The organism is Kitasatospora sp. NPDC004723 (genome assembly GCF_040609255.1).
Classification (GTDB): domain Bacteria; phylum Actinomycetota; class Actinomycetes; order Streptomycetales; family Streptomycetaceae; genus Kitasatospora.
The window spans coordinates 1-20,286 of the sequence record NZ_JBEXJT010000071.1; the positions used below are offsets into that span (position 1 = coordinate 1).

A 20,286-nucleotide genomic window follows, 5' to 3' on the forward strand; every position below is an offset into this window, starting at 1 on the left:
TTCCACTCACCCACACACCCGGCGTTTAGCTTCGCGGACGCCACGCCCGCGAAGATCACCGCCAACGCATCACGGCACGCAGTTGATCAATTACCCAACACTTTCTGAGCCGCCCGCTGAGCAGACCGCCACCCGCCGACCCCACCGGCCCTCACCGCCCCCGCCGCCCCTGCCGACAGCACGGCGGCGCACCGGGACGCCCGGCCCCGATGCGCCGCCGAACCGCGGCTGCTACGCCGTACGGCGCAACAGCGCCAGGTACATCGCGTCCGTGCCGTGCAGGTGCGGCCAGAGCTGGACGTCCGGGCCGTCGCCGAGCGCCGGGACGCCGGGGAGCAGCGGCCGGGCGTCGATCCACTCGAGCCGGGCGCCCTCGGTGCGCAGCACGTCGTCCACCACCGCGCGGGTCTCCGCGAGGTGCGGGGAGCAGGTGGCGTAGCCGACCACGCCGCCGATCCGGGTGGCCTCGACGGCCGAGCGCAGCAGGTCGCGCTGGAGCGGACCGAAGGCGGCGACGTCCTGCGGCCGGCGGCGCCAGCGGGCCTCGGGGCGCCGGCGCAGGGCGCCGAGACCGGAGCACGGGACGTCCACCAGGACCCGGTCGAAGCCGCCGGAGCGCCAGGCCGGGTGGGTGCCGTCGGCGGCGATCACGGTGTACGGGCCGGGGTTGCCTTCCAGTGCCCGGGCGACCAGCCGGGCCCGGTGCGGCTGCTTCTCGCTGGCGACCAGCGCCGCACCGCGCTCGGCGGCGAGCGCGCCGAGCAGCGCGGCCTTGCCGCCGGGGCCGGCACAGCCGTCCAGCCAGAGCCGGTCCGGGCCGTCCAGCGGCGCGGCGGCGAGCGCGAGGGCGACCAGCTGGCTGCCCTCGTCCTGGACGCCGGCCCGGTTCTCCCGCACCGCGGTGAGCGAGCCCGGGTCGCCGCCCTCGGCGAGCCGCAGCGCGTACGGGGACCAGCGGCCCGGCTCGGCCTCGGGCAGCACGTCGGCCAGTTCGCCGACGGTGGCCCGGCCGGGGCGGGCCACCAGGGTGACCTCGGGGCGCTCGTTGTCGGCGCGCAGCAGCTCCTCGACGGCGCCGCGCCCGGAGGCGTCCGGCTGCCAGCGGCCGAGCGAGTCCCACAGCGCGGCGACCACCCAGCGCGGGTGGGAGTGCACGACGGCGAGGTGGTCCTCGGCGTCCTGGTCGTAGGGCGGGGCGACCCGCTCGATCCAGGCGTCCATGTCGTGGGCGCTGATCCGGCGCAGCACGGCGTTGACGAACTTGGCCTTGCCGTCGCCGAGCACCACGCGGGCCAGCTCGACGGTGGCCGAGACGGCCGCGTGGCTGGGGATGCGGGTGGTGAGCAGCTGGTGGGCGCCGAGCGAGAGCACGTCGAGCACCGGCGGGTCGACCTTGCTCAGCGGGCGGTCGATGCAGGCGGCGATGATCGCGTCGTAGGTGCCCTGGAGCCGGAGGGTGCCGTAGACCAGCTCGGTGGCGAGGGCCGCGTCGCGCCGCTCCATGCCCTTCTGCTCGGCCTCGCGGAGCAGCGAGGGGAGGATGAGGTTGGCGTACGCGTCGCGCTCGTCGACGGCCCGCAGGGCGCGGAAGGCGACGATGCGCGCCGGGTCCTTCTTCGGGCGCCGGTGCGGGCGCGGGGCGCGCTTGCCGGCGGACGCGCCGGAGGTGCCGTGGGTACTGCCGGTCGTGCTCATGGGATGTGCCTCAAAGTGCTGCGGGGGTTATGACGGGATCTCTCGAACAGTAACGCGGAAAGCCGGACTCAGCCGCTCGCCCCGAACCGCTCGCCGGACTCGATGCGCGCGCCGCGCGCCCAGTCGGCCGCCCGCATGGCCTTCTTGCCCTGCGGGCGGACCTCGCCGAGCTCGACCTCGTGGCTGCCGGTGCCGACGCGGACGCTGTTCTTGCCGACGGCCAGCTCGCCCGGTGCGAGGTCCGCGGCGTCCGGCAGCAGCCGCACCGGGCCGGTGACCTTGAGCCGCTCACCGCGGAACTCCGTCCAGGCGCCGGGGGCGGGGGCGCAGCCGCGCACCACCCGGTCCACCCGCAGCGCGGGCGCGGTCCAGTCGATCCGGGCGTCCTCGACGGTGATCTTGGGGGCGAGGGTGACGCCCTCGGCCGGCTGCGGGACGGCGTGCAGGGTGCCGTCGGCGATGCCGTCCATGGTGGCGGCGAGCAGCCGGGCGCCGGAGTGGGCGAGCCGCTCCAGCAGCTCGCCGCTGGTGTCGGCGGGGCGGACCTCCTCGGTGAGCACGCCGAAGACCGGCCCGGAGTCCAGGCCCTGCTCGATCAGGAAGGTGGACGCGCCGGTGACCTCGTCGCCCGCCAGCACCGCGTGCTGGACGGGGGCGGCGCCGCGCCAGGCGGGGAGCAGCGAGAAGTGCAGGTTGACCCAGCCGTGCGTGGGGATCTCCAGGGTGCCGGGGCGCAGCAGGGCACCGTAGGCGACGACCGGGCAGCAGTCGGGGGCGAGCTCGGTGAGCCGGGCGACGAAGTCGGGGTCGCTCGGCTTCGCCGGCTTGAGGACCTCGATCCCGGCCTCCTCGGCGCGCTGGGCGACCGGGCTGGCGACGAGCTTGCGGCCGCGGCCCGCGGGGGCGTCGGGGCGGGTGACCACCGCGACGACCTCGTGCCGGTCGGAGGCGAGCAGGGCGTCCAGGGCGGGAACGGCGACCTCGGGGGTGCCGGCGAACACGAGGCGCATCAAGTGCCTTTCTGCAGTGCGGAGTTGACGTGGTTCGAGGTGGCGGGCGTCAGCGCGCCGCACCGAAGGTGCTGTGCGGGGAGACCTTGACCACCGGCGCGGGGCCGGGGCCCCACTCCGCCTCGCGGATCGCCTTGAGCGCGGCCTTGCGCTGCTCGGTGTCCAGGCGGTCGATGAAGATGATGCCGTCGAGGTGGTCGGTCTCGTGCTGTATGCAGCGGGCGAGCAACTGGGTGCCCTCGACGGTCACCGGGTCGCCGTACATGTTGAAGCCCCTGGCGACGACGCCGTGCGCGCGCCGGGTGTCGTAGCGCAGACCGGGCAGCGAGAGGCAGCCCTCGGGGCCCTCCTGCTCCTCCTCGCTGAGCGACAGGTCGGGATTGACCAGGTGCCCGGTGACGCCGTCCACGTGGTAGGTGAACACCCGCAGGGAGATGCCGAGTTGGGGCGCGGCCAGGCCGGCGCCGGGGGCGTCGAGCATGGTGTCGGTGAGGTCCTTGACGAGGGTGCGGAGCTCCTTGTCGAAGGTGGTGACGGGCCGGGCGGTGGCGCGCAGGACGGGGTCTCCGAAGATGCGGATCGGCTGGATCGCCACGGATGCGGGCTCCTGTCCGTCGAGGTCCGGCGCGAGGTCCGGGCGCGGGGTTCGGGTGCGGGTGCGGGCTGCTGGCAGCGGGCGGGCCGAGCGGCGTGCACACGGCCGTCGGCCAGTCTATGCAATCCGCCCCGAGCGGGATCCGGCACATCCCGCTCGCCCCGGCTGCGTGACCCCGGCGGGCGGTCCGGCGTTGGTCAAGTGGGATTGACCGTGGCCGGAGCGCGCGGGAAGGGCGCTCCGGCCGAGCCGAACCGTACGGAAGGTGGCACGTAAGCCATGGCCGAGCAGATCAACCACGACGCCCGGGCGCGGGCGAGCCTGCACCTGCTGGTGCGGGACATCGAGCGGGTGAGGCGACAGGTCGACGCCCTGCGGACGCTCACCGCCCAGTTGGGCAACGTCTACCGGCCGCGCCGCCCGAGCACCTCGGCGGGCTTCGTGGTGTACGGGCGGGCCCCGGCGCCGACGGTGCGCCTGGCGCAGGAACTGCGGGAGAGCGTGGAGACGCTGGTGGCGGCGGCGGTCGAGTTCGACCGCGCGCTGGGCTTCTCCTGGGACTCGGTGGGCTCCGCCCTCGGGGTCACCAAGCAGGCGGTGCACCGGCGCTACGGGATGCGCCGGCCGACCAGCGAACTGCTGGCGGCGGGTGGCGCCGTCCCGGGCCAGGGCCGGCCGGACCGGTCCGAGGAACTGCCCGGCCACCCGGCCGGCCACACCCCGGCCGTCGCCCACGCGCCGGCCCACACCCCGGCGGCCGGGCACGCCCCGGTCCACCCGCCGGAGCGCGACCGCTCCCCCGCGCCCACCGGACTGGCCGCGACCGTCCCGGCCGCCCGCCAGGGCGGTCTCGACCGCACCAGCCTCGACCGCGGCCCCATCGACCGCGGCACGATCGACCGCCCCGCGCTGGACCGCCCCGGCGTCCCGCTGCGCGGCTGACGCCCCCGGACGCCGGGTGAGGACCGCGGGCACGGACACCGCGCCCCTCACCCGACGTCCGGTCCGCCCCCGCCCCCCGCCGCCCGGCCCCGGCCCCGGCACCGGCACCCGATGCCCTCAGCCGATGTCCGTCGGATCGATCCGCACCTTGACCGCCTCCGGCGTCCGCAGCGCGATCCGCGCGATCTGCGCCGCCTTCAGCGCCGCCGCCAGCGCCGCCCCCTGCCCGGGCGGCACCCGCAGCAGCGCGCGCTCCTGCTCCTCCCCCCGCAGCGCCGTCACCGGCACCGGCCCGAGCACGTCCGCCTCCGTCGGCAGCCGGACCAGGTTCAGCAGGTCCTCCACCGCCGCCGGGCTGCCGGTCACCGAGGCCATCCGGGCGACCGGCGGGAAGTGCAGCTGGGACCGCTCGTCCAGCTCCAGCCCGGCATGCCCGAGCGGGTCCCAGCGCACCAGCGCCTGCACCGGCCGCGCCGTCGGCTCGGCGACCACCACCACCGTCCCGCCCTCGGCGGCCGGCCGCACCAGCGCGGCGGCGGCCAGCCAGAGCCGCAGCGTCTCCTCCCCGGCCCGCAGGTCGGGCCGGCTCAGCAGCGCCCAGCCGTCCAGCAGCAGCGCCGCCGCGTACCCGCCGCCGCCCTCGACGACCGGCTCGGCGCCGGGCGTGGAGATCACCAGCGCGGGCTCGTCCGGCACGGTCGGCAGCACCGCGTCCCGCCCGGAGGTGCGCACCGGGACGCGCGGGAACGCCTTGCCCAGCTCCTCGGCCGTCCGACGGGCCCCGACCACCTGCGCCCGCAGCCGGAACGAGCCGCACTCCGGGCAGTGCCAGTCCCGCTCCTCCTCGCCGCACCACTGGCAGCGCAGCGGCGCGTCCGCCCCGGCCGCCTCCAGCGGGCCCTCGCAGCGCCGGCAGCGGGCGGGGGTGCGGCAGCGCCCGCAGGCCAGCCGGGGGACGTAGCCGCGCCGGGGCACCTGGATGAGCACCGGCCCGCCGGCCGCCAGCCCCTCGCGGGCCGTCTCCCAGGCGACCGAGGGCAGCCGGGCGGCCTGCGCGGCGGCGTCCCGGTGCTGGTCCAGGTCGGTGACGGTGCGCACCCGCGGCGCGGTGCGGCGCACCGTCTCCCGGTCGGCGGCCAGCGCCCGGGCCCACCCGGTGCGCACCAGCTGGGCGCCCTCCACGGTGACGGCGTGCCCGCCGAGCAGGACGGCGGCGCCCTCCTCGGCGGCGCGCAGCAGGGCGACCTCCCGCACGTGCGGATGCGGGTTGCGCGGGTCGCTGTGGCTGGAGTCGCCGTCGGACCAGACCACCACCAGACCGAGGTCGTGCACCGGCGCGAACATCGCCGCCCGGGTGCCGACGGCGGCGTGCACCGAGCCGCGGCTGACCTGCAGCCAGCGCCGGTAGCGCTCGCGCGGGCCGAGGTCGGCGGCCAGCACGGTGTGCAGGCCCTCGCCGAGCAGCTCGGTCAGCGCCCGGTCGACCCGGGCCACCGAACGGCCGTCCGGCAGCACCACCAGGGCGCCGCGCCCGCCCGCCAGGGTGGCGGCGACGGCGCGGGCGATCTCGTACGGCCAGCCGGGACCGGGCAGCGCCGTCCAGACCGCCCGGGGCGCGCCGCCACCGGCCAGCGAGGCGAGGAAGTCCGGGCCGGCCGGGTAGCGGGACCAGCCGCCGGGCGCGGGCGCGGCCGGGCGCGGGCGGGGCGGCGGCGAGGGCTCGGCCTCCGCCTTGGCGTGCCGGGGCGGCACCGCCAGCTGCAGGACGTCGGCCAGCGTGCCCGCGTACCGGTCGGCGACGGTGCGGCACAGCCGCAGCAGCTGCGGGGTGAGCACCGGCTCGGGCGAGAGGACCTGGGCGAGCGGGGCGAGCGGGCCGGGGAAGTCGCTCTTCTCCAGCCGGGCGACGATGAAGCCGTCGTGCAGTTCCCCGCCCTCGCGCTGGCCCTTGACCACCCGCGCGCCGAAGCGCACCCGGACCCGCACACCGGGCCGGGCGTCCTCGGCCATCGCGGCGGGCACCTCGTAGTCGAAGAACTTGTCGATGGTGAGCACGCCCTTGTCGACGACCACCCGGGCGACCGGCAGGTGCTCGGCCCGCTTGGCACCGCGCCAGGTGCGCGGCTTGGCCCGGCGGACCGTCTCCCGGATGAACGCCAGCTGCTCCGGCGCCCCGCCCTCGTCACTGCCCTGCGTGCTGCTGCTCATCGCCCCAAGTAGTACCAGGTCCCACCGACAAAACAGCAGGTGGTGGCCGCCCGGCACTCCGGGCGGCCACCACCTGCCGTTTAACGATCAGATCAGACGATCGGGTCGGCCGATCAGTCCTCGACGGCCTTCTTCAGCTGCTCCACGCGGTCGGTCCGCTCCCAGGTGAAGTCCGGCAGCTCACGGCCGAAGTGGCCGTACGCGGCGGTCTGCGAGTAGATCGGGCGCAGCAGGTCCAGGTCGCGGATGATCGCGGCCGGACGCAGGTCGAAGACGTCGCTGACGGCCTTCTGGATGGTGAGGACCGGCACGGTCTCGGTGCCGAAGGTCTCCACGAACAGGCCGACCGGCTCGGCCTTGCCGATCGCGTACGCGACCTGCACCTCGGCGCGGCGGGCGAGGCCGGCGGCGACGATGTTCTTCGCCACCCAGCGCATCGCGTACGCGGCCGAGCGGTCCACCTTGGACGGGTCCTTGCCGGAGAAGGCGCCGCCGCCGTGGCGGGCCATGCCGCCGTAGGTGTCGATGATGATCTTGCGGCCGGTGAGGCCGGCGTCGCCCATCGGGCCGCCGATCTCGAAGCGGCCGGTCGGGTTGACCAGCAGGCGGTAGCCCTCGGTGACGAGCTTGATGCCCTGGTCGGCCAGCGCCTTCAGCTCCGGCTCCACGACGAACTCGCGGACGTCCGGGGTCAGCAGCGACTCCAGGTCGATGTCACTGGCGTGCTGGGTGGAGACGACCACGGTGTCCAGGCGGACGGCCTTGTCGCCGTCGTACTCGATGGTGACCTGGGTCTTGCCGTCGGGGCGCAGGTACGGGATGGTGCCGTTCTTGCGGACCTCGGTGAGGCGGCGCGAGAGGCGGTGGGCCAGGGTGATCGGCAGCGGCATCAGCTCGGGCGTCTCGTCGGACGCGTAGCCGAACATCAGGCCCTGGTCGCCGGCACCCTGCTTGTCCAGGTCGTCCTCGTCACCCTCGACCCGGGCCTCGTACGCGGTGTCGACGCCCTGGGCGATGTCGGGCGACTGAGCGCCGATCGAGACCGACACGCCGCAGGAGGCGCCGTCGAAGCCCTTCTTGGAGCTGTCGTAACCGATCTCCAGGATCTTGTCCCGGACGAGCTGGGCGATCGGCGCGTACGCCTTGGTGGTCACCTCGCCGGCCACGTGCACCTGGCCGGTGGTGATGAGCGTCTCCACCGCGACCCGGGAGGCCGGGTCCTCGCGGAGGAGCGCGTCAAGGATGGTGTCGCTGATCTGGTCAGCGATCTTGTCGGGGTGTCCCTCGGTGACGGACTCCGAGGTGAACAGGCGGCGAGACACAGCGCTCCCTGGGGTTGCAGCGGCTGCTGACTGAAAGACCCCGGACGGATCCGGGGGCCTCCGGAAAGACTTGATTCCTGGAGTGTAACGGTCAGCTATCGAGGAACGTCACGCGATTCCGCAATTGAAGACCGTCCGCCCACTCTGCGAGATCAGCCGGCGGAGGGATCAAGCCGTTCCACGACGAGATCCCACACGACGTCCGCGAGCGCCTCCTTCGGGCCCACCGGAACGGGCGTCTCACTGCCGTCGGCGCCCAGTACCACGGCCTCGTTGACGTCCTGGCCGAAGGCCTTGCCGCCGCCGACCTCGTTGACGACCAGCAGGTCGCAGCCCTTGCGCGCGAGCTTGGCGCGGCCGTTGGCGAGCACGTCGTCGGTCTCCGCCGCGAAACCCACGACCAGTTGGCCCGAACGGGTGCGGTGGGCGGAGAGCTCCGCCAGCACGTCGGGGTTGCGGACGAGCCCGACCGGCGCCGGCTCGACGCCCTCGACCTTCTTGATCTTGCCGGCGGCGTAGACCGCGGGCCGGAAGTCGGCCACCGCCGCGGCCATGACCACGGCGTCCGCGTCCTGGACCGCCTTCAGCGCGGCGTCCCGCAGCTCCAGCGCGGTCGCCACCCGGACCACGTCCACCCCGGCCGGATCGGGCAGCTCGGCATTGGCCGAGATCAACGTCACACGGGCGCCGCGGGCCGCCGCCGCGGCCGCCAGCGCGTAGCCCTGCTTGCCGGAGGAACGGTTGCCGAGGTAGCGGACCGGGTCCAGCGGCTCGCGGGTGCCACCGGCCGAGACCACCACGTGCCGGCTGGCCAGGTCGGTCCGCCCGCCGCCGTGGCGCAGCACCGCGCGGCAGGCGTCGAAGATCGCGGACGGCTCGGGCAGCCGGCCCTTGCCGGTGTCCTTGCCGGTCAGCCGCCCGCTGGCGGGCTCCAGCACGATGACGCCCCGGCGGCGCAGCGTGGCGACGTTCTCCCGCGTCGCCGGGTGCTCCCACATCTCGGTGTGCATCGCGGGCGCCAGGACGACCGGACAGCGCGCGGTGAGCAGGGTGTTGGTCAGCAGGTCGTCGGCCAGCCCGTGGGCGGCCTTGGCCATCAGGTCGGCGGTGGCCGGGGCGACCACCACCAGGTCGGCGTTCTGCCCGATCCGCACGTGCGGCACCTCGTGCACGCTGTCCCAGGTCTCGGTGGCGGCCGGGCGGCCGGACAGGGCGGCCCAGGTGGCCTCGCCGACGAAGTGCAGCGCCGCCGCGGTGGGCACCACGGTCACCCGGTGGCCGGACTCGGTGAACCGCCGCAGCAGCTCGCACGCCTTGTAGGCGGCGATGCCGCCGCTGACGCCGAGGACGACGCGCGGTGCGTCCGTCCGCTCCGTGCCACCGCTCATGGTCCCCAGCTCTCCTCGTGGCGCTCCGCAGATGCCAGCCAACCCTACGGCGCCCCGGCGATCACCCGCACTGTGGCACCCCCCACACCCGCCGGAGCCGCCCCCGGGAACGCCGAAGGGCCCGTCGGAGCGGACTCCGACGGGCCCTTCGCACGAAGGTGGGCCCGCCTCAGGCGGCCTCGACCGCCTCGGCGGTCAGCATGCCGGCGTTGATCTCGCGCAGCGCGATCGACAGCGGCTTCTCGTGCACGTGGGTGTCGACCAGCGGGCCGACGTACTCCAGCAGGCCCTCGCCGAGCTGGGAGTAGTACGCGTTGATCTGACGCGCACGCTTGGCCGCGTAGATGACCAGGCTGTACTTGGAGTCGGTGGCCTCAAGCAGCTCGTCGATCGGCGGGTTGATGATGCCCTCGGGCGCGGTCATGGAAGAGGACACGCGAAAACCTTCCGAAAGGGTGGAAAAGACAACAGGTCAGCCTACACCGAGCAAGGCTAGCAGTTCGCTCGCCACCTGCTCGACGGAGGTGTTGACCAGGGTCGTGTCGAACTCCGGCTCGGCCGCCAGCTCGACCTTCGCGGCCTCCAGCCGCTTCTCGATCACGTCCTGCGGCTCGGTCCCCCGGCCGGTGAGCCGGCGGACCAGCTCGTCCCAGCTCGGCGGGGCCAGGAAGACCAGCTGCGCCTCGGGCATGGACTCGCGCACCTGGCGGGCGCCCTGCAGGTCGATCTCCAGCAGCACGGGTTCGCCGCGCTCCAGCTTCTCCTGGACAGCCGCGCGGGGGGTGCCGTAGCGGTTGCCCGCGAACACGGCCCACTCCAGCAACTCGCCGTTGGCGATCAGCTTGTCGAACTCGTCGTTGTCGACGAAGTGGTACTGGACCCCGTTCTGCTCGCCCGGCCTCGGGTGGCGGGTCGTCGCCGACACCGAGAGCCAGACCTCGGGGTACTGCTTCCTCATATGAGCGACGACCGTGCTCTTGCCGACCCCCGAGGGGCCGGAGAGCACGGTCAGCCGCGGACGCTCACTCATGCACCGATTATCCCGGATCGCGGACGATCCCGGGACCACGGGGCACGGTCAGGCGGCACCGCCGCCGAACTCCCGCTCCAGGGAGGCGATCTGGTTCGTGCCGAGACCACGGACCCGGCGGCTCTCGGAGATGCCGAGCCGCTCCATGATCTGCTTGGCCCGAACCTTGCCGACACCCGGAAGGGACTCCAGCAGGGCGGAGACCTTCATCTTGCCGATCACGTCGTTGTCGGCCTTGCCGGCCTTGATCACCTCGTGCAGGGAGGCGCCGGAGTGCTTGAGCCGGTTCTTGACCTCGGCGCGCTCCCGGCGAGCCTCGGCGGCCTTGGCGAGCGCGGCGGTGCGCTGTTCAGGGGTAAGGGGCGGAAGAGCCACGCCGTTCACCTCAGGTGTGGATGGAAGGGATTGAACTCTGACTGTTGTGCTTCCCAGGGCACCGGTCGACGCCGGCCGGGAGAGCGAACTCGCCGCCCCTGACCTGCGGGAGCAGCGGGTTTCGCGGCTCCTCGGTGACCTATCGCCGGACACTACCCGGATTGCGGCGCCACGTCAGGAAAAGAACACGAAAAGTCCTGGTCAGCCAAGGCCGACCAGGACTTTCCCGGGCAAAATGACCGTGATTGCGAACCTTTGGCGGCACCGATGTGACGGCGCTCACGTCAAGCCGCCGCCCCCGTGAACCGTCGCGGCCCGTCAGCGCGGCGCTCCGCGGCGTTCGCCAGGAGCGAACCCGTCCTTCTCGTCCGCTACTTGACCGCCTCCGCGTACTCCTGGACAAAACGGTCGGCGGCCGAGCGCAGCGCCTCCACCGAGGGGCCGTGCTTCAGGACGTCCCGGCTGACGCTCGGCACCACGTTGCGCACCGAGGCGCCGAAGACCCGCGGCAGGTCCGCCATGGTCGCGCCCTGGGCGCCGATCCCGGGGGCGAGCAGCGGGCCGTTGATCGCCAGGTCCACGCCCGCGTCGGCGAGGGTCGCCCCGACCACCGCGCCGAAGGAGCCCAGCGGCTCGGCCCCGGCGTTCTCGGCGGCCAGCTGGCGCAGCACCGCGGCCGCCACCGGCTCGCCGTCCGCGCCGACGGCGCGCTGCACCTCGGCGCCCTCCGGGTTGGAGGTGAGCGCCAGCGCGAAGACGCCCGCGCCGTTGGCCGTGGCGAGGTCCAGCGCCGGCCGCAGCGAGCCGAAGCCCAGGTAGGGGCTGACCGTCACCGCGTCCGAGAACAGCGGGCTGCCCGGCGACAGGAAGGCCTCGGCGTAGGCGGCCATGGTGGAGCCGATGTCGCCGCGCTTGGCGTCCATCAGGACGAGCGCGCCGGCCGCCCTGGCCTCCTCGACGGACTTCTCCAGGACGGCGACGCCCCGCGAGCCGAAGCGCTCGAAGAACGCGGCCTGCGGCTTGAGCACGGCCACCCGGCCGGCCAGCGCCTCGACGACGGTGCGGCTGAAGGTCTCCAGGCCCGCGACGGTGTCCTCCAGGCCCCAGGCGGCGAGCAGGGAGGCGTGCGGGTCGATGCCGACGCAGAGCTGCCCGCGGGTGTCGAGGGCGTGGCGCAGGCGGGTGCCGAAGGGGGCGAGGGTCATGACGTCCTTCCGGGGAGCGTGAGGAGGGGGTTCAGACGGCCTTGCGCGCGTCCACCGCGCTGCCGACGGCCGCGGCCAGGCTGCGGAAGCCACCGGCCCGCAGACGGGCGGACAGGCCCTTGTGGATGCGCCGGCACCAGAACGGGCCCTCGTAGATGAAGGCGCTGTAGCCCTGGACCAGGTCGGCGCCGTGGACGATCCGCTGCCAGGCGTCCTCGGCGGTCTCGATGCCGCCGACCGAGACCAGCGCCAGCCGGCCCCCGGTGCGGGCGCGCAGCCGCTGGAGGACCTCCAGCGCGCGCTCCTTGAGCGGGGCGCCGGACAGGCCGCCCATGCCGATCTCCTCGACCCGGGCGGCGTCGCAGCGCAGGCCCTCGCGGCCGATCGTGGTGTTGGTGGCGATGATGCCGTCCAGGCCCAGCTCCAGCGCCAGGTCGGCGACCTCGTCGATGTCCTCGTCGGCCAGGTCGGGGGCGATCTTGACCAGCAGCGGCACGTGGTGCGGGGTGGTCCGGTCGGCGGCCTCGCGCACGGCGCTCAGCAGCGGGCGCAGGTGCTCGACGGCCTGCAGGTTGCGCAGCCCGGGGGTGTTCGGCGAGCTGACGTTGACCACCAGGTAGTCGGCGTAGCGGGCGAGGCGCTCGGTGGACTTCACGTAGTCGGCGACCGCGTCGGCCTCCTCGACCACCTTGGTCTTGCCGATGTTGACGCCCACCACCGGCGTGGAGCTGGTGTGCGGGCGGGCGGCGAGGCGGGCGGCGACCCGGGCCGAGCCCTGGTTGTTGAAGCCCATCCGGTTGATCAGGGCGCGGTCCTCGACCAGCCGGAAGAGCCGCGGCTGCGGGTTGCCCGGCTGCGCCTCGCCGGTCACGGTGCCGATCTCGACGTAGTCGAAGCCGAGCATCGACAGGCCGTCGATGCCGACGCCGTTCTTGTCGAAGCCGGCCGCCAGGCCGAACGGTCCGGGCAGCGCGAGGCCGAGGGCGTCGGTGCGCAGCGCCCGGTCGCGCGGGGCGAGCACCAGCCGGACCAGGCCGCGCAGGCCCGGCACCGAGGAGGCCAGCCGGATCCAGAAGAAGGCCAGGTGGTGGGCCTTCTCGGGGTCCATCTTCTTGAAGACGAGGTCGAACAGCAGCTTGTACACAAAGTCCTCCCAGGGCATGGAAGTGGGGGGCACCCGGCGGTACTGGTGCCCCCCACTGGAGTGGTGCTACTTGGCGCGGCCGGCGTTGATCAGCTCGGCGTGCTCCTGGAGCGACATGACACCGACCTCGTCGCGCAGCAGCCGGTCGATGCCCTGGACGGCGGCGCCCATGGCCTGGACCGTGGTCAGGCAGGGCACCGCGCGGGCGACGGCGGCGGTGCGGATCTCGTAGCCGTCGAGACGGCCACCGGTGCCGTACGGCGTGTTGATGATGAGGTCGACCTCGCCGTCGTGGATCAGCTGGACGATGGTCTTCTCGCCGTTGGGGCCCTCGCCCTCGCTGTGCTTGCGCACCACGGTGGCCGGGATGCCGCCGCGCTGCAGGACCTCGGCGGTGCCGGCGGTGGCCAGCAGCTCGAAGCCGAGGTTGACCAGCGCCCGGGCCGGGAAGACCAGGTTGCGCTTGTCGCGGTTGGCGACCGAGACGAAGACCTTGCCCTTGGTCGGCAGCGCGCCGTACGCGCCGGTCTGGGACTTGGCGTAGGCGGTGCCGAAGACCCGGTCCAGGCCCATGACCTCGCCGGTGGAGCGCATCTCCGGGCCCAGCACGGTGTCCACCCCGCGGCCGTGGACGTCGCGGAAGCGGCTCCACGGCATCACGGCCTCCTTGACCGCGATCGGCGCGTCGGCCGGCAGCGTGCCGCCGTCACCGTCCGCCGGCAGCATGCCCTCCGCACGCAGCTCCGCGATCGTGGCACCCAGCGAGATCCGGGCCGCGGCCTTGGCCAGCGGCACCGCCGTCGCCTTGGAGGTGAACGGCACGGTGCGCGAGGCCCGCGGGTTCGCCTCCAGCACGTAGAGGATGTCACCGGACAGCGCGAACTGGATGTTGATCAGACCGCGCACGCCGACACCGCGGGCGATGGCCTCGGTGGAGGTGCGCAGCCGCTTGATGTCGTAGCCGCCGAGGGTGATCGGGGGCAGCGCGCAGGCGGAGTCGCCGGAGTGGATGCCGGCCTCCTCGATGTGCTCCATGACGCCGCCGAGGTAGAGCTCGGTGCCGTCGTAGAGCGCGTCGACGTCGATCTCCACCGCGTCGTCGAGGAAGCGGTCGATCAGGACGGGGTGCTCGGAGATCAGGCCGGCGTGGCGCTCCAGGTAGGAGGCCAGCGACGCCTCGTCGTAGACGATCTCCATGCCCCGCCCGCCCAGCACGTAGGAGGGGCGGGCCAGCACCGGGTAGCCGATCTCGTCGGCGATGGCCTTGGCCTCGGCGAAGGAGAACGCGGTGCCGTGCTTGGGGGCCGGCAGGCCCGCCTCGCGCAGCACCCGGCCGAAGGCGCCGCGCTCCTCGGCGAGGTCGATGGCCTCGGGCTGGGTGCCGACGACCGGCACCCCGTTGTCCTTCAGCGCCTGGGCCAGGCCCAGCGGGGTCTGGCCGCCCAGCTGAACGATCACGCCCGCCAGCGGACCGGCCTGCCGCTCCGCGTGGACGATCTCCAGCACGTCCTCCAGCGTGAGCGGCTCGAAGTACAGCCGGTCGGAGGTGTCGTAGTCGGTGGAGACGGTCTCCGGGTTGCAGTTGACCATGACGGTCTCGTACCCGGCCTCGGCGAGCGCGAAGGAGGCGTGCACGCACGAGTAGTCGAACTCGATGCCCTGGCCGATGCGGTTCGGGCCGGAGCCGAGGATGATCACCGCGGGCTTGGTCCGCGGGGCGACCTCGTTCTCCTCGTCGTAGGAGGAGTAGAAGTACGGGGTGCGGGCGGCGAACTCGGCCGCGCAGGTGTCGACGGTCTTGAAGACCGGGCGGATGCCCAGCGCGTGCCGCACCTCCCGCACCACGTCCGGCCTGAGGCCCCGGATCTCACCGACCTGCTGGTCGGAGAAGCCGTGCCGCTTCGCGTGGCGCAGCAGCTCCGGGGTGAGCTTGTCGGCCTCGGCCAGCTCGCCCGCGATCTCGTCGAGCAGGAACAGCTGGTCCACGAACCACGGATCGATCTTCGTGGCCTCGAACACCTCGGCGGGGGTGGCGCCCGCGCGGATCGCCTCCATCACCGTGTTGATCCGCCCGTCGGTCGGCACGACCGCCTTCGCCAGCAGCTCGCCCCTGTCACCCACCGGACCGGCCCACGAGAACTGCGAGCCCTTCTTCTCCAGCGAACGCAGCGCCTTCTGCAGCGCCTCGGGGAAGTTGCGGCCCAGCGCCATCGCCTCACCCACCGACTTCATGGTGGTGGTCAGCGTGGCGTCCGCGGACGGGAACTTCTCGAACGCGAACCGCGGGACCTTGACCACCACGTAGTCGAGGGTCGGCTCGAACGACGCCGGGGTCTGCTCGGTGATGTCGTTGGGGATCTCGTCCAGGGTGTAGCCGACGGCCAGCTTCGCCGCGATCTTCGCGATCGGGAAGCCGGTCGCCTTCGACGCCAGCGCCGAGGAACGCGACACGCGCGGGTTCATCTCGATGACGATGACCCGCCCGTCCTCCGGGTTCACCGCGAACTGGATGTTGCAGCCGCCGGTGTCCACACCGACCTCACGGATCACCGCGATGCCGATGTCCCGCAGGATCTGGTACTCGCGGTCGGTGAGCGTCATCGCCGGAGCGACGGTGATCGAGTCACCGGTGTGCACGCCCATCGGGTCGAAGTTCTCGATCGAGCAGACGACCACGACGTTGTCGTTCTTGTCGCGCATCAGCTCCAGCTCGTACTCCTTCCAGCCGAGGATGGACTCCTCCAGGAGCACCTCGGTGGTCGGGGAGAGCGTCAGGCCCTGACCGGCGATGCGGCGCAGGTCCTCCTCGTCGTGCGCGAAGCCGGAGCCGGCGCCGCCCATCGTGAACGAGGGACGCACGACGACGGGGTAACCGCCCAGGGTGTCGACCCCGGCCAGGACCTCGTCCATGGTGTGGCAGATCACCGAACGCGCGGACTCGCCGTGGCCGATCTTCGCGTTCACCGCCTCCACGACGCCCTTGAACAGCTCGCGGTCCTCGCCCTTGTTGATCGCCTCGACGTCGGCGCCGATCAACTCGACGCCGTACTTCTCCAGCGTCCCCGCCGCGTGCAGCGAGATCGCGGTGTTCAGCGCGGTCTGGCCGCCCAGGGTCGGCAGCAGCGCGTCCGGCCGCTCCTTGGCGATGATCTTCTCGACGAACTCCGGGGTGATCGGCTCCACGTAGGTGGCGTCCGCGACCTCGGGGTCGGTCATGATCGTCGCCGGGTTCGAGTTCACCAGCACGACCCGCAGGCCCTCGGCCTTCAGGACCCGACACGCCTGCGTGCCCGAGTAGTCGAACTCGGCGGCCTGGCCGATCACGATCGGGCCGGAGCCGATCACCAGGACGGACTTGATGTCAGTGCGCTTAGGCACGCTGGCCCTCCATGAGCTTCACGAAACGGTCGAAGAGGTAGGCCGCGTCGTGCGGGCCGGCAGCTGCTTCGGGGTGGTACTGCACGCTGAAGGCGGGCACGTCGAGCGCCTGGAGGCCCTCGACCACGTCGTCGTTGAGGCAGACGTGGGAGACCTCGACCCGCCCGTACGGGGTGTCGCTCACCTTGTCCAGCGGTGCGTTCACGGCGAAGCCGTGGTTGTGCGCGGTGACCTCGACCTTGCCGGTGGTGCGGTCCTGGACCGGCTGGTTGATGCCGCGGTGGCCGTACTTGAGCTTGTAGGTGCCGAAGCCCAGCGCCCGGCCGAGGATCTGGTTGCCGAAGCAGATCCCGAAGAACGGGGTCTTGCGCTCCAGCACGCCCTGCGCCACGGCAACCTGGTGGTCGGCGGTGGCCGGGTCGCCCGGGCCGTTGGAGAAGAACACGCCGTCGGGCTGGACGGCGTAGACGTCCTCCAGGGTGGCGTTGGCCGGCAGCACGTGCACCTCGATGCCGCGCTCGGCCATCCGCTGCGGGGTCATCGCCTTGATGCCGAGGTCCAGGGCGGCGACGGTGAACTTCTTCTCACCGATCGCCGGCACCACGTACGGCTCGGTGGTGGCGACCTCGGCGCACAGGTCGGCGCCCTTCATCTCGGGCGAGGACTGCACCTTGGCGAGCAGCGCGGCCGGCTCGGCCAGCGTCTGGCCGGAGAAGATGCCGCAGCGCATGGCGCCGCGCTCGCGCAGGTGGCGGGTGAGCGCCCGGGTGTCGATGCCGCTGATGCCGACGACGCCCTGGGCGGCCAGCTCCTCGTCCAGCGAGCGCCGCGAGCGCCAGTTGGAGGCGACCCGGGCGGGGTCGCGGACGACGTACCCGGCGACCCAGATCTGCTTGGACTCGTCGTCCTCGTCGTTCCAGCCGGTGTTGCCGATCTGCGGGGCGGTCATCACGACCACCTGGCGGTGGTACGACGGGTCGGTCAGGGTCTCCTGGTAACCGGACATGCCGGTGTTGAAGACCGCCTCGCCGTAGGTCTCGCCGGTCGCGCCGTAGGCCTGGCCGCGGAAGGTCCGGCCGTCCTCCAGGACGAGCACGGCAGGGACGCGCTCCCGCCGTTGGCGCTGCGTGGTGGGGGCAGGTGCGGTCATGACGCGGCCTCTTCCGTCTTCTTCGTCGTCGTACGTGTTGCTGTGAGCTGGGTGATCGCCTCGACCCAGCCGGTGTGCTCATCGGGGTGGTCGGCCCGGAACCCGGAGTCCAGCTCGGTCCCCTCGTGCGTCCAGGTGACGACCAGGATCCCGGAGGGGACGACCTTGCCGGCGATCCCGGAGTCCGTCCGCGCACCGGTCAGGTGCTCGGCGGGGATCCAGAAGTCGACGTCACCGGGGCGCCGCACCAGCAGGCCGTGCTCGCCGAGGGTCAGGTCGGCGCGGCTGCGGGTGCCCAGGCCGTGCGCGACGACCCGGTCCAGCCAGTTCCCCGCGGTGGTGGTGCCGTGGTACCGGCCGCTGGTCTCCAGGATGGTCCGCCCGGCCCGTTCCGGCACGGCCGGCAGCGGGGGGATGCCGGACTGCAGGGTGCGCCGCCAGTTCCAGCCCTGGCGCATCAGCCAGTAGACCAGGCCGATGACCAGCAGCAGGCCGACCGTCCAGCCGAGGTAGCCGGGCCAGTTGGTGACCCTGGCCTGCTCCTGGGCCAGCAGGGCCACGGAGCTCACGCGAGCCCGCCCTGCTCGACCAGTTCGCCGGCCAGCACGGTGGCGGTGCCGCGCAGGAAGGTGGCGTGCACCCGTCCGGGCAGGTCGAGGCCCTTGTAGGGGGTGTTGCGGGAGCGGCTGGCGAAGCTGTCGGGGTTCACGGCACCACGGTACGCGGGATCGAACAGCACCAGGTTGGCGGGCTCACCCACCGAGACCGGGCGGCCCTGCCCGGCGAGCCGGCCGATCCGGGCCGGGCGGTGCGACATCCGGTCCGCGACGCCCTCCCAGTTCAGCAGGCCGGTCTCCACCATGGTCTGCTGCACCACGGACAGCGCGGTCTCCAGACCGACCATGCCCATCGCGGCCACGGCCCACTCGCAGTCCTTGTCCTCGGCCGGGTGCGGCGCGTGGTCGGTGGCGACGGCGTCGATGGTGCCGTCGGCCAGCGCCTTGCGCAGCGCCTGGACGTCCTCGGCGGTGCGCAGCGGCGGGTTGACCTTGTAGACCGGGTCGTAGGAGCGGACCAGCTCGTCGGTCAGCAGCAGGTGGTGCGGGGTGACCTCGGCGGTGATGTCCCAGCCCTTGCTCTTGGCCCAGCGGACGATCTCGACCGAGCCGGCGGTGGAGAGGTGGCAGACGTGCAGCCGGGAGCCGACGTGCGCGGCCAGCAGCACGTCGCGGGCGATGATCGCCTCCTCCGCGACGGCCGGCCAGCCGCCCAGGCCCAGCTCGCCGGAGACCTGGCCCTCGTTCATCTGGGCGCCCTCGGTGAGCCGCGGCTCCTGGGCGTGCTGGGCGACGACGCCGTCGAAGGCCTTCACGTACTCCAGGGCGCGGCGCATGATCACCGCGTCGTCGACGCACTTGCCGTCGTCCGAGAAGACCCGCACGCCGGCCGCGGAGTCGTGCATGGCGCCGAGCTCGGCGAGCTTCTTGCCCTCCAGGCCGACGGTGACGGCGCCGACCGGCTGCACGTCGCAGTAGCCGGACTCCTGGCCGAGGCGCCAGACCTGCTCGACCACGCCGGCGGTGTCGGCCACCGGGAAGGTGTTGGCCATGGCGTGGACGGCGGTGAAGCCGCCCTTGGCCGCCGCCCGGGTGCCGGTGAGGACGGTCTCGGCGTCCTCCCGGCCCGGCTCGCGCAGGTGGGTGTGCAGGTCGACCAGGCCGGGCAGCACGATCAGGCCGGTGGCGTCGATCTCGATGTCGGCCTCGGCGACCAGGTCGGTGCCGATCGCCCGGATCACACCGTCGGCGAGGTGGAGGTCCTGCGGGGCCCCGCCGAGGATCTGGGCGTTGCGGATCAGGTAGGTGGTCACTGAACGGTCTCCACGGAATCGGTGCGGGGGGTGTCGGTGAGGGTGGCTCCGCCGAGCAGCAGGTAGAGCACGGCCATCCGGATGGAGACGCCGTTGGCGACCTGCTCGACCACGGTGCAGCGCGGGGAGTCGGCCACCTCGGCGGTGATCTCCATGCCGCGGACCATCGGGCCGGGGTGCAGGACGATGCCGTGCTCGGGCAGCTGGGCCATCCGGACGCCGTCCAGGCCGTAGCGGCGGGAGTACTCGCGCTCGGTGGGGAAGAACGCGGCGTTCATCCGCTCGCGCTGCACCCGGAGCATCATCAGCGCGTCGGTCTTGGGGAGCACCCGCTCCAGGTCGTAGCTGACCTCGCAGGGCCAGTTCTCGATGCCGATCGGCAGCAGGGTCGGCGGGGCGACGAAGGTGACCTGGGCGCCGAGCGTGGTCAGCAGGTGGACGTTGGAGCGGGCCACCCGGCTGTGCAGGATGTCGCCGACGATGGTCACCCGCCGTCCGGCGAGGTCGTTGCCGGCGCCCGGGTTGAGGTGGCGGCGCATGGTGAAGGCGTCGAGCAGCGCCTGGGTGGGGTGCTCGTGGGTGCCGTCACCGGCGTTGATGACGCTGCCGTGCAGCCAGTCGGACTGCGCCAGGCGGGCCGGCGCGCCGGAGGCGTGGTGGCGGATGACGACGGCGTCGGCGCCCATCGCCTGCAGGGTGAGGGCGGTGTCCTTGAGGCTCTCGCCCTTGGAGACCGAGGAGCCCTTGGCGGAGAAGTTGATGACGTCGGCGGAGAGCCGCTTCTCGGCGACCTCGAAGGAGGTCTTGGTCCGGGTGGAGTCCTCGAAGAACAGGTTGACGACGGTCCGGCCGCGCAGGGTGGGGAGCTTCTTGACGGCCCGGCCCGAGAGCTGGGCGAGTTCCTCGGCGGTGTCCAGGATGAGCAGCGCGTCGTCGCGGCTGAGATCGGCTGCGGACACGAGGTGGCGCTTCAC

The 20,286-nt window shown here is 73.1% G+C and carries 17 protein-coding genes; 1 reads left to right on the forward strand and 16 read right to left on the reverse strand.

Annotation, left to right across the window (positions count from 1 at the left end; translation table 11 throughout):
• Nucleotides 1-231 precede the first annotated feature (231 nt).
• The 3 genes from ABZW10_RS36925 to def form a co-directional block, all read right to left on the reverse strand.
• Nucleotides 232-1,695, reverse strand: coding sequence for a transcription antitermination factor NusB (locus tag ABZW10_RS36925; protein ID WP_355375513.1), 1,464 nt, complete (start codon nt 1,693-1,695; stop codon nt 232-234).
• A 68-nt stretch (nt 1,696-1,763) separates the two neighbouring features.
• Nucleotides 1,764-2,705 carry a methionyl-tRNA formyltransferase gene (gene fmt / locus ABZW10_RS36930; RefSeq protein ID WP_355375516.1) on the reverse strand — a complete coding sequence of 314 codons (942 nt, stop codon included), beginning with the start codon at nt 2,703-2,705 and terminating at the stop codon, nt 1,764-1,766.
• A gap of 49 nt (nt 2,706-2,754) precedes the next feature.
• Nucleotides 2,755-3,300 carry a peptide deformylase gene (gene def / locus ABZW10_RS36935; protein WP_355375518.1) on the reverse strand — a complete coding sequence of 182 codons (546 nt, stop codon included), beginning with the start codon at nt 3,298-3,300 and terminating at the stop codon, nt 2,755-2,757.
• Between the two features lie 279 nt (nt 3,301-3,579).
• On the opposite strand from def, the gene ABZW10_RS36940 reads away from it, so the two are divergent.
• Nucleotides 3,580-4,242, forward strand: coding sequence for a hypothetical protein (locus tag ABZW10_RS36940; protein ID WP_355375521.1), 663 nt, complete (start codon nt 3,580-3,582; stop codon nt 4,240-4,242).
• Between the two features lie 117 nt (nt 4,243-4,359).
• Here ABZW10_RS36940 and ABZW10_RS36945 read toward each other — a convergent pair whose 3' ends face one another.
• The 13 genes from ABZW10_RS36945 to ABZW10_RS37005 all read right to left on the reverse strand — a co-directional run bounded on the left by ABZW10_RS36945 (nt 4,360) and on the right by ABZW10_RS37005 (nt 20,286).
• On the reverse strand, nt 4,360-6,450 hold the full coding sequence (locus ABZW10_RS36945) for a primosomal protein N' (protein WP_355375524.1): 2,091 nt from the start codon (nt 6,448-6,450) through the stop codon (nt 4,360-4,362).
• A gap of 113 nt (nt 6,451-6,563) precedes the next feature.
• Entirely contained in the window at nt 6,564-7,772 is a 1,209-nt protein-coding gene (gene metK, locus ABZW10_RS36950; RefSeq protein WP_355375527.1) for a methionine adenosyltransferase, read from the reverse strand.
• A gap of 152 nt (nt 7,773-7,924) precedes the next feature.
• Complete coding sequence (gene coaBC, locus ABZW10_RS36955) at nt 7,925-9,160, reverse strand: bifunctional phosphopantothenoylcysteine decarboxylase/phosphopantothenate--cysteine ligase CoaBC (protein WP_355375530.1); 1,236 nt, start codon at nt 9,158-9,160, stop codon at nt 7,925-7,927.
• Nucleotides 9,161-9,329: 169 nt separating this feature from the next.
• Nucleotides 9,330-9,596, reverse strand: coding sequence for a DNA-directed RNA polymerase subunit omega (rpoZ, locus tag ABZW10_RS36960; protein WP_030056185.1), 267 nt, complete (start codon nt 9,594-9,596; stop codon nt 9,330-9,332).
• Between the two features lie 36 nt (nt 9,597-9,632).
• Nucleotides 9,633-10,190, reverse strand: a complete 558-nt coding sequence (gmk, locus tag ABZW10_RS36965) for a guanylate kinase (protein WP_344338787.1) — start codon at nt 10,188-10,190, stop codon at nt 9,633-9,635.
• Nucleotides 10,191-10,238: 48 nt separating this feature from the next.
• Nucleotides 10,239-10,565: an integration host factor, actinobacterial type gene (gene mihF / locus ABZW10_RS36970; protein ID WP_030056187.1), complete on the reverse strand. Its 327-nt coding sequence runs from the start codon at nt 10,563-10,565 to the stop codon at nt 10,239-10,241.
• Nucleotides 10,566-10,936: 371 nt separating this feature from the next.
• The gene (gene pyrF / locus ABZW10_RS36975; RefSeq protein WP_355375534.1) at nt 10,937-11,770 is read right to left on the reverse strand and encodes an orotidine-5'-phosphate decarboxylase; all 834 of its coding nucleotides are present in this window, start codon (nt 11,768-11,770) and stop codon (nt 10,937-10,939) included.
• A gap of 31 nt (nt 11,771-11,801) precedes the next feature.
• Nucleotides 11,802-12,914, reverse strand: a complete 1,113-nt coding sequence (locus tag ABZW10_RS36980) for a quinone-dependent dihydroorotate dehydrogenase (protein WP_355375537.1) — start codon at nt 12,912-12,914, stop codon at nt 11,802-11,804.
• Nucleotides 12,915-12,980: 66 nt separating this feature from the next.
• Nucleotides 12,981-16,292, reverse strand: coding sequence for a carbamoyl-phosphate synthase large subunit (carB, locus tag ABZW10_RS36985; RefSeq protein WP_355375540.1), 3,312 nt, complete (start codon nt 16,290-16,292; stop codon nt 12,981-12,983).
• A complete protein-coding gene (carA, locus tag ABZW10_RS36990; protein WP_355375542.1) occupies nt 16,285-17,442 on the reverse strand; it encodes a glutamine-hydrolyzing carbamoyl-phosphate synthase small subunit in 1,158 nt (385 codons plus the stop codon). The genes carB and carA overlap by 8 nt, the downstream gene beginning before the upstream one ends.
• Complete coding sequence (locus ABZW10_RS36995; protein WP_355375545.1) at nt 17,439-18,011, reverse strand: hypothetical protein; 573 nt, start codon at nt 18,009-18,011, stop codon at nt 17,439-17,441. Before ABZW10_RS36995 ends, carA begins: the two co-directional genes overlap by 4 nt.
• Entirely contained in the window at nt 18,008-19,312 is a 1,305-nt protein-coding gene (locus tag ABZW10_RS37000) for a dihydroorotase (RefSeq protein WP_355375547.1), read from the reverse strand. Before ABZW10_RS37000 ends, ABZW10_RS36995 begins: the two co-directional genes overlap by 4 nt.
• Nucleotides 19,309-20,286 carry an aspartate carbamoyltransferase catalytic subunit gene (locus ABZW10_RS37005; protein WP_355375550.1) on the reverse strand — a complete coding sequence of 326 codons (978 nt, stop codon included), beginning with the start codon at nt 20,284-20,286 and terminating at the stop codon, nt 19,309-19,311. Before ABZW10_RS37005 ends, ABZW10_RS37000 begins: the two co-directional genes overlap by 4 nt.

Bases quoted from the DNA above. Each gene is read 5' to 3' on its own strand.
- coaBC (WP_355375530.1), bottom strand. From the start codon at position 9,160: ATGAGCGGTGGCACGGAGCGGACGGACGCACCGCGCGTCGTCCTCGGC.
- pyrF (WP_355375534.1), bottom strand. From the start codon at position 11,770: ATGACCCTCGCCCCCTTCGGCACCCGCCTGCGCCACGCCCTCGACACC.
- ABZW10_RS36925 (WP_355375513.1), bottom strand. From the start codon at position 1,695: ATGAGCACGACCGGCAGTACCCACGGCACCTCCGGCGCGTCCGCCGGC.
- gmk (WP_344338787.1), bottom strand. From the start codon at position 10,190: ATGAGTGAGCGTCCGCGGCTGACCGTGCTCTCCGGCCCCTCGGGGGTC.
- carA (WP_355375542.1), bottom strand. From the start codon at position 17,442: ATGACCGCACCTGCCCCCACCACGCAGCGCCAACGGCGGGAGCGCGTC.
- fmt (WP_355375516.1), bottom strand. From the start codon at position 2,705: ATGCGCCTCGTGTTCGCCGGCACCCCCGAGGTCGCCGTTCCCGCCCTG.
- ABZW10_RS36940 (WP_355375521.1), top strand. From the start codon at position 3,580: ATGGCCGAGCAGATCAACCACGACGCCCGGGCGCGGGCGAGCCTGCAC.
- ABZW10_RS36945 (WP_355375524.1), bottom strand. From the start codon at position 6,450: ATGAGCAGCAGCACGCAGGGCAGTGACGAGGGCGGGGCGCCGGAGCAG.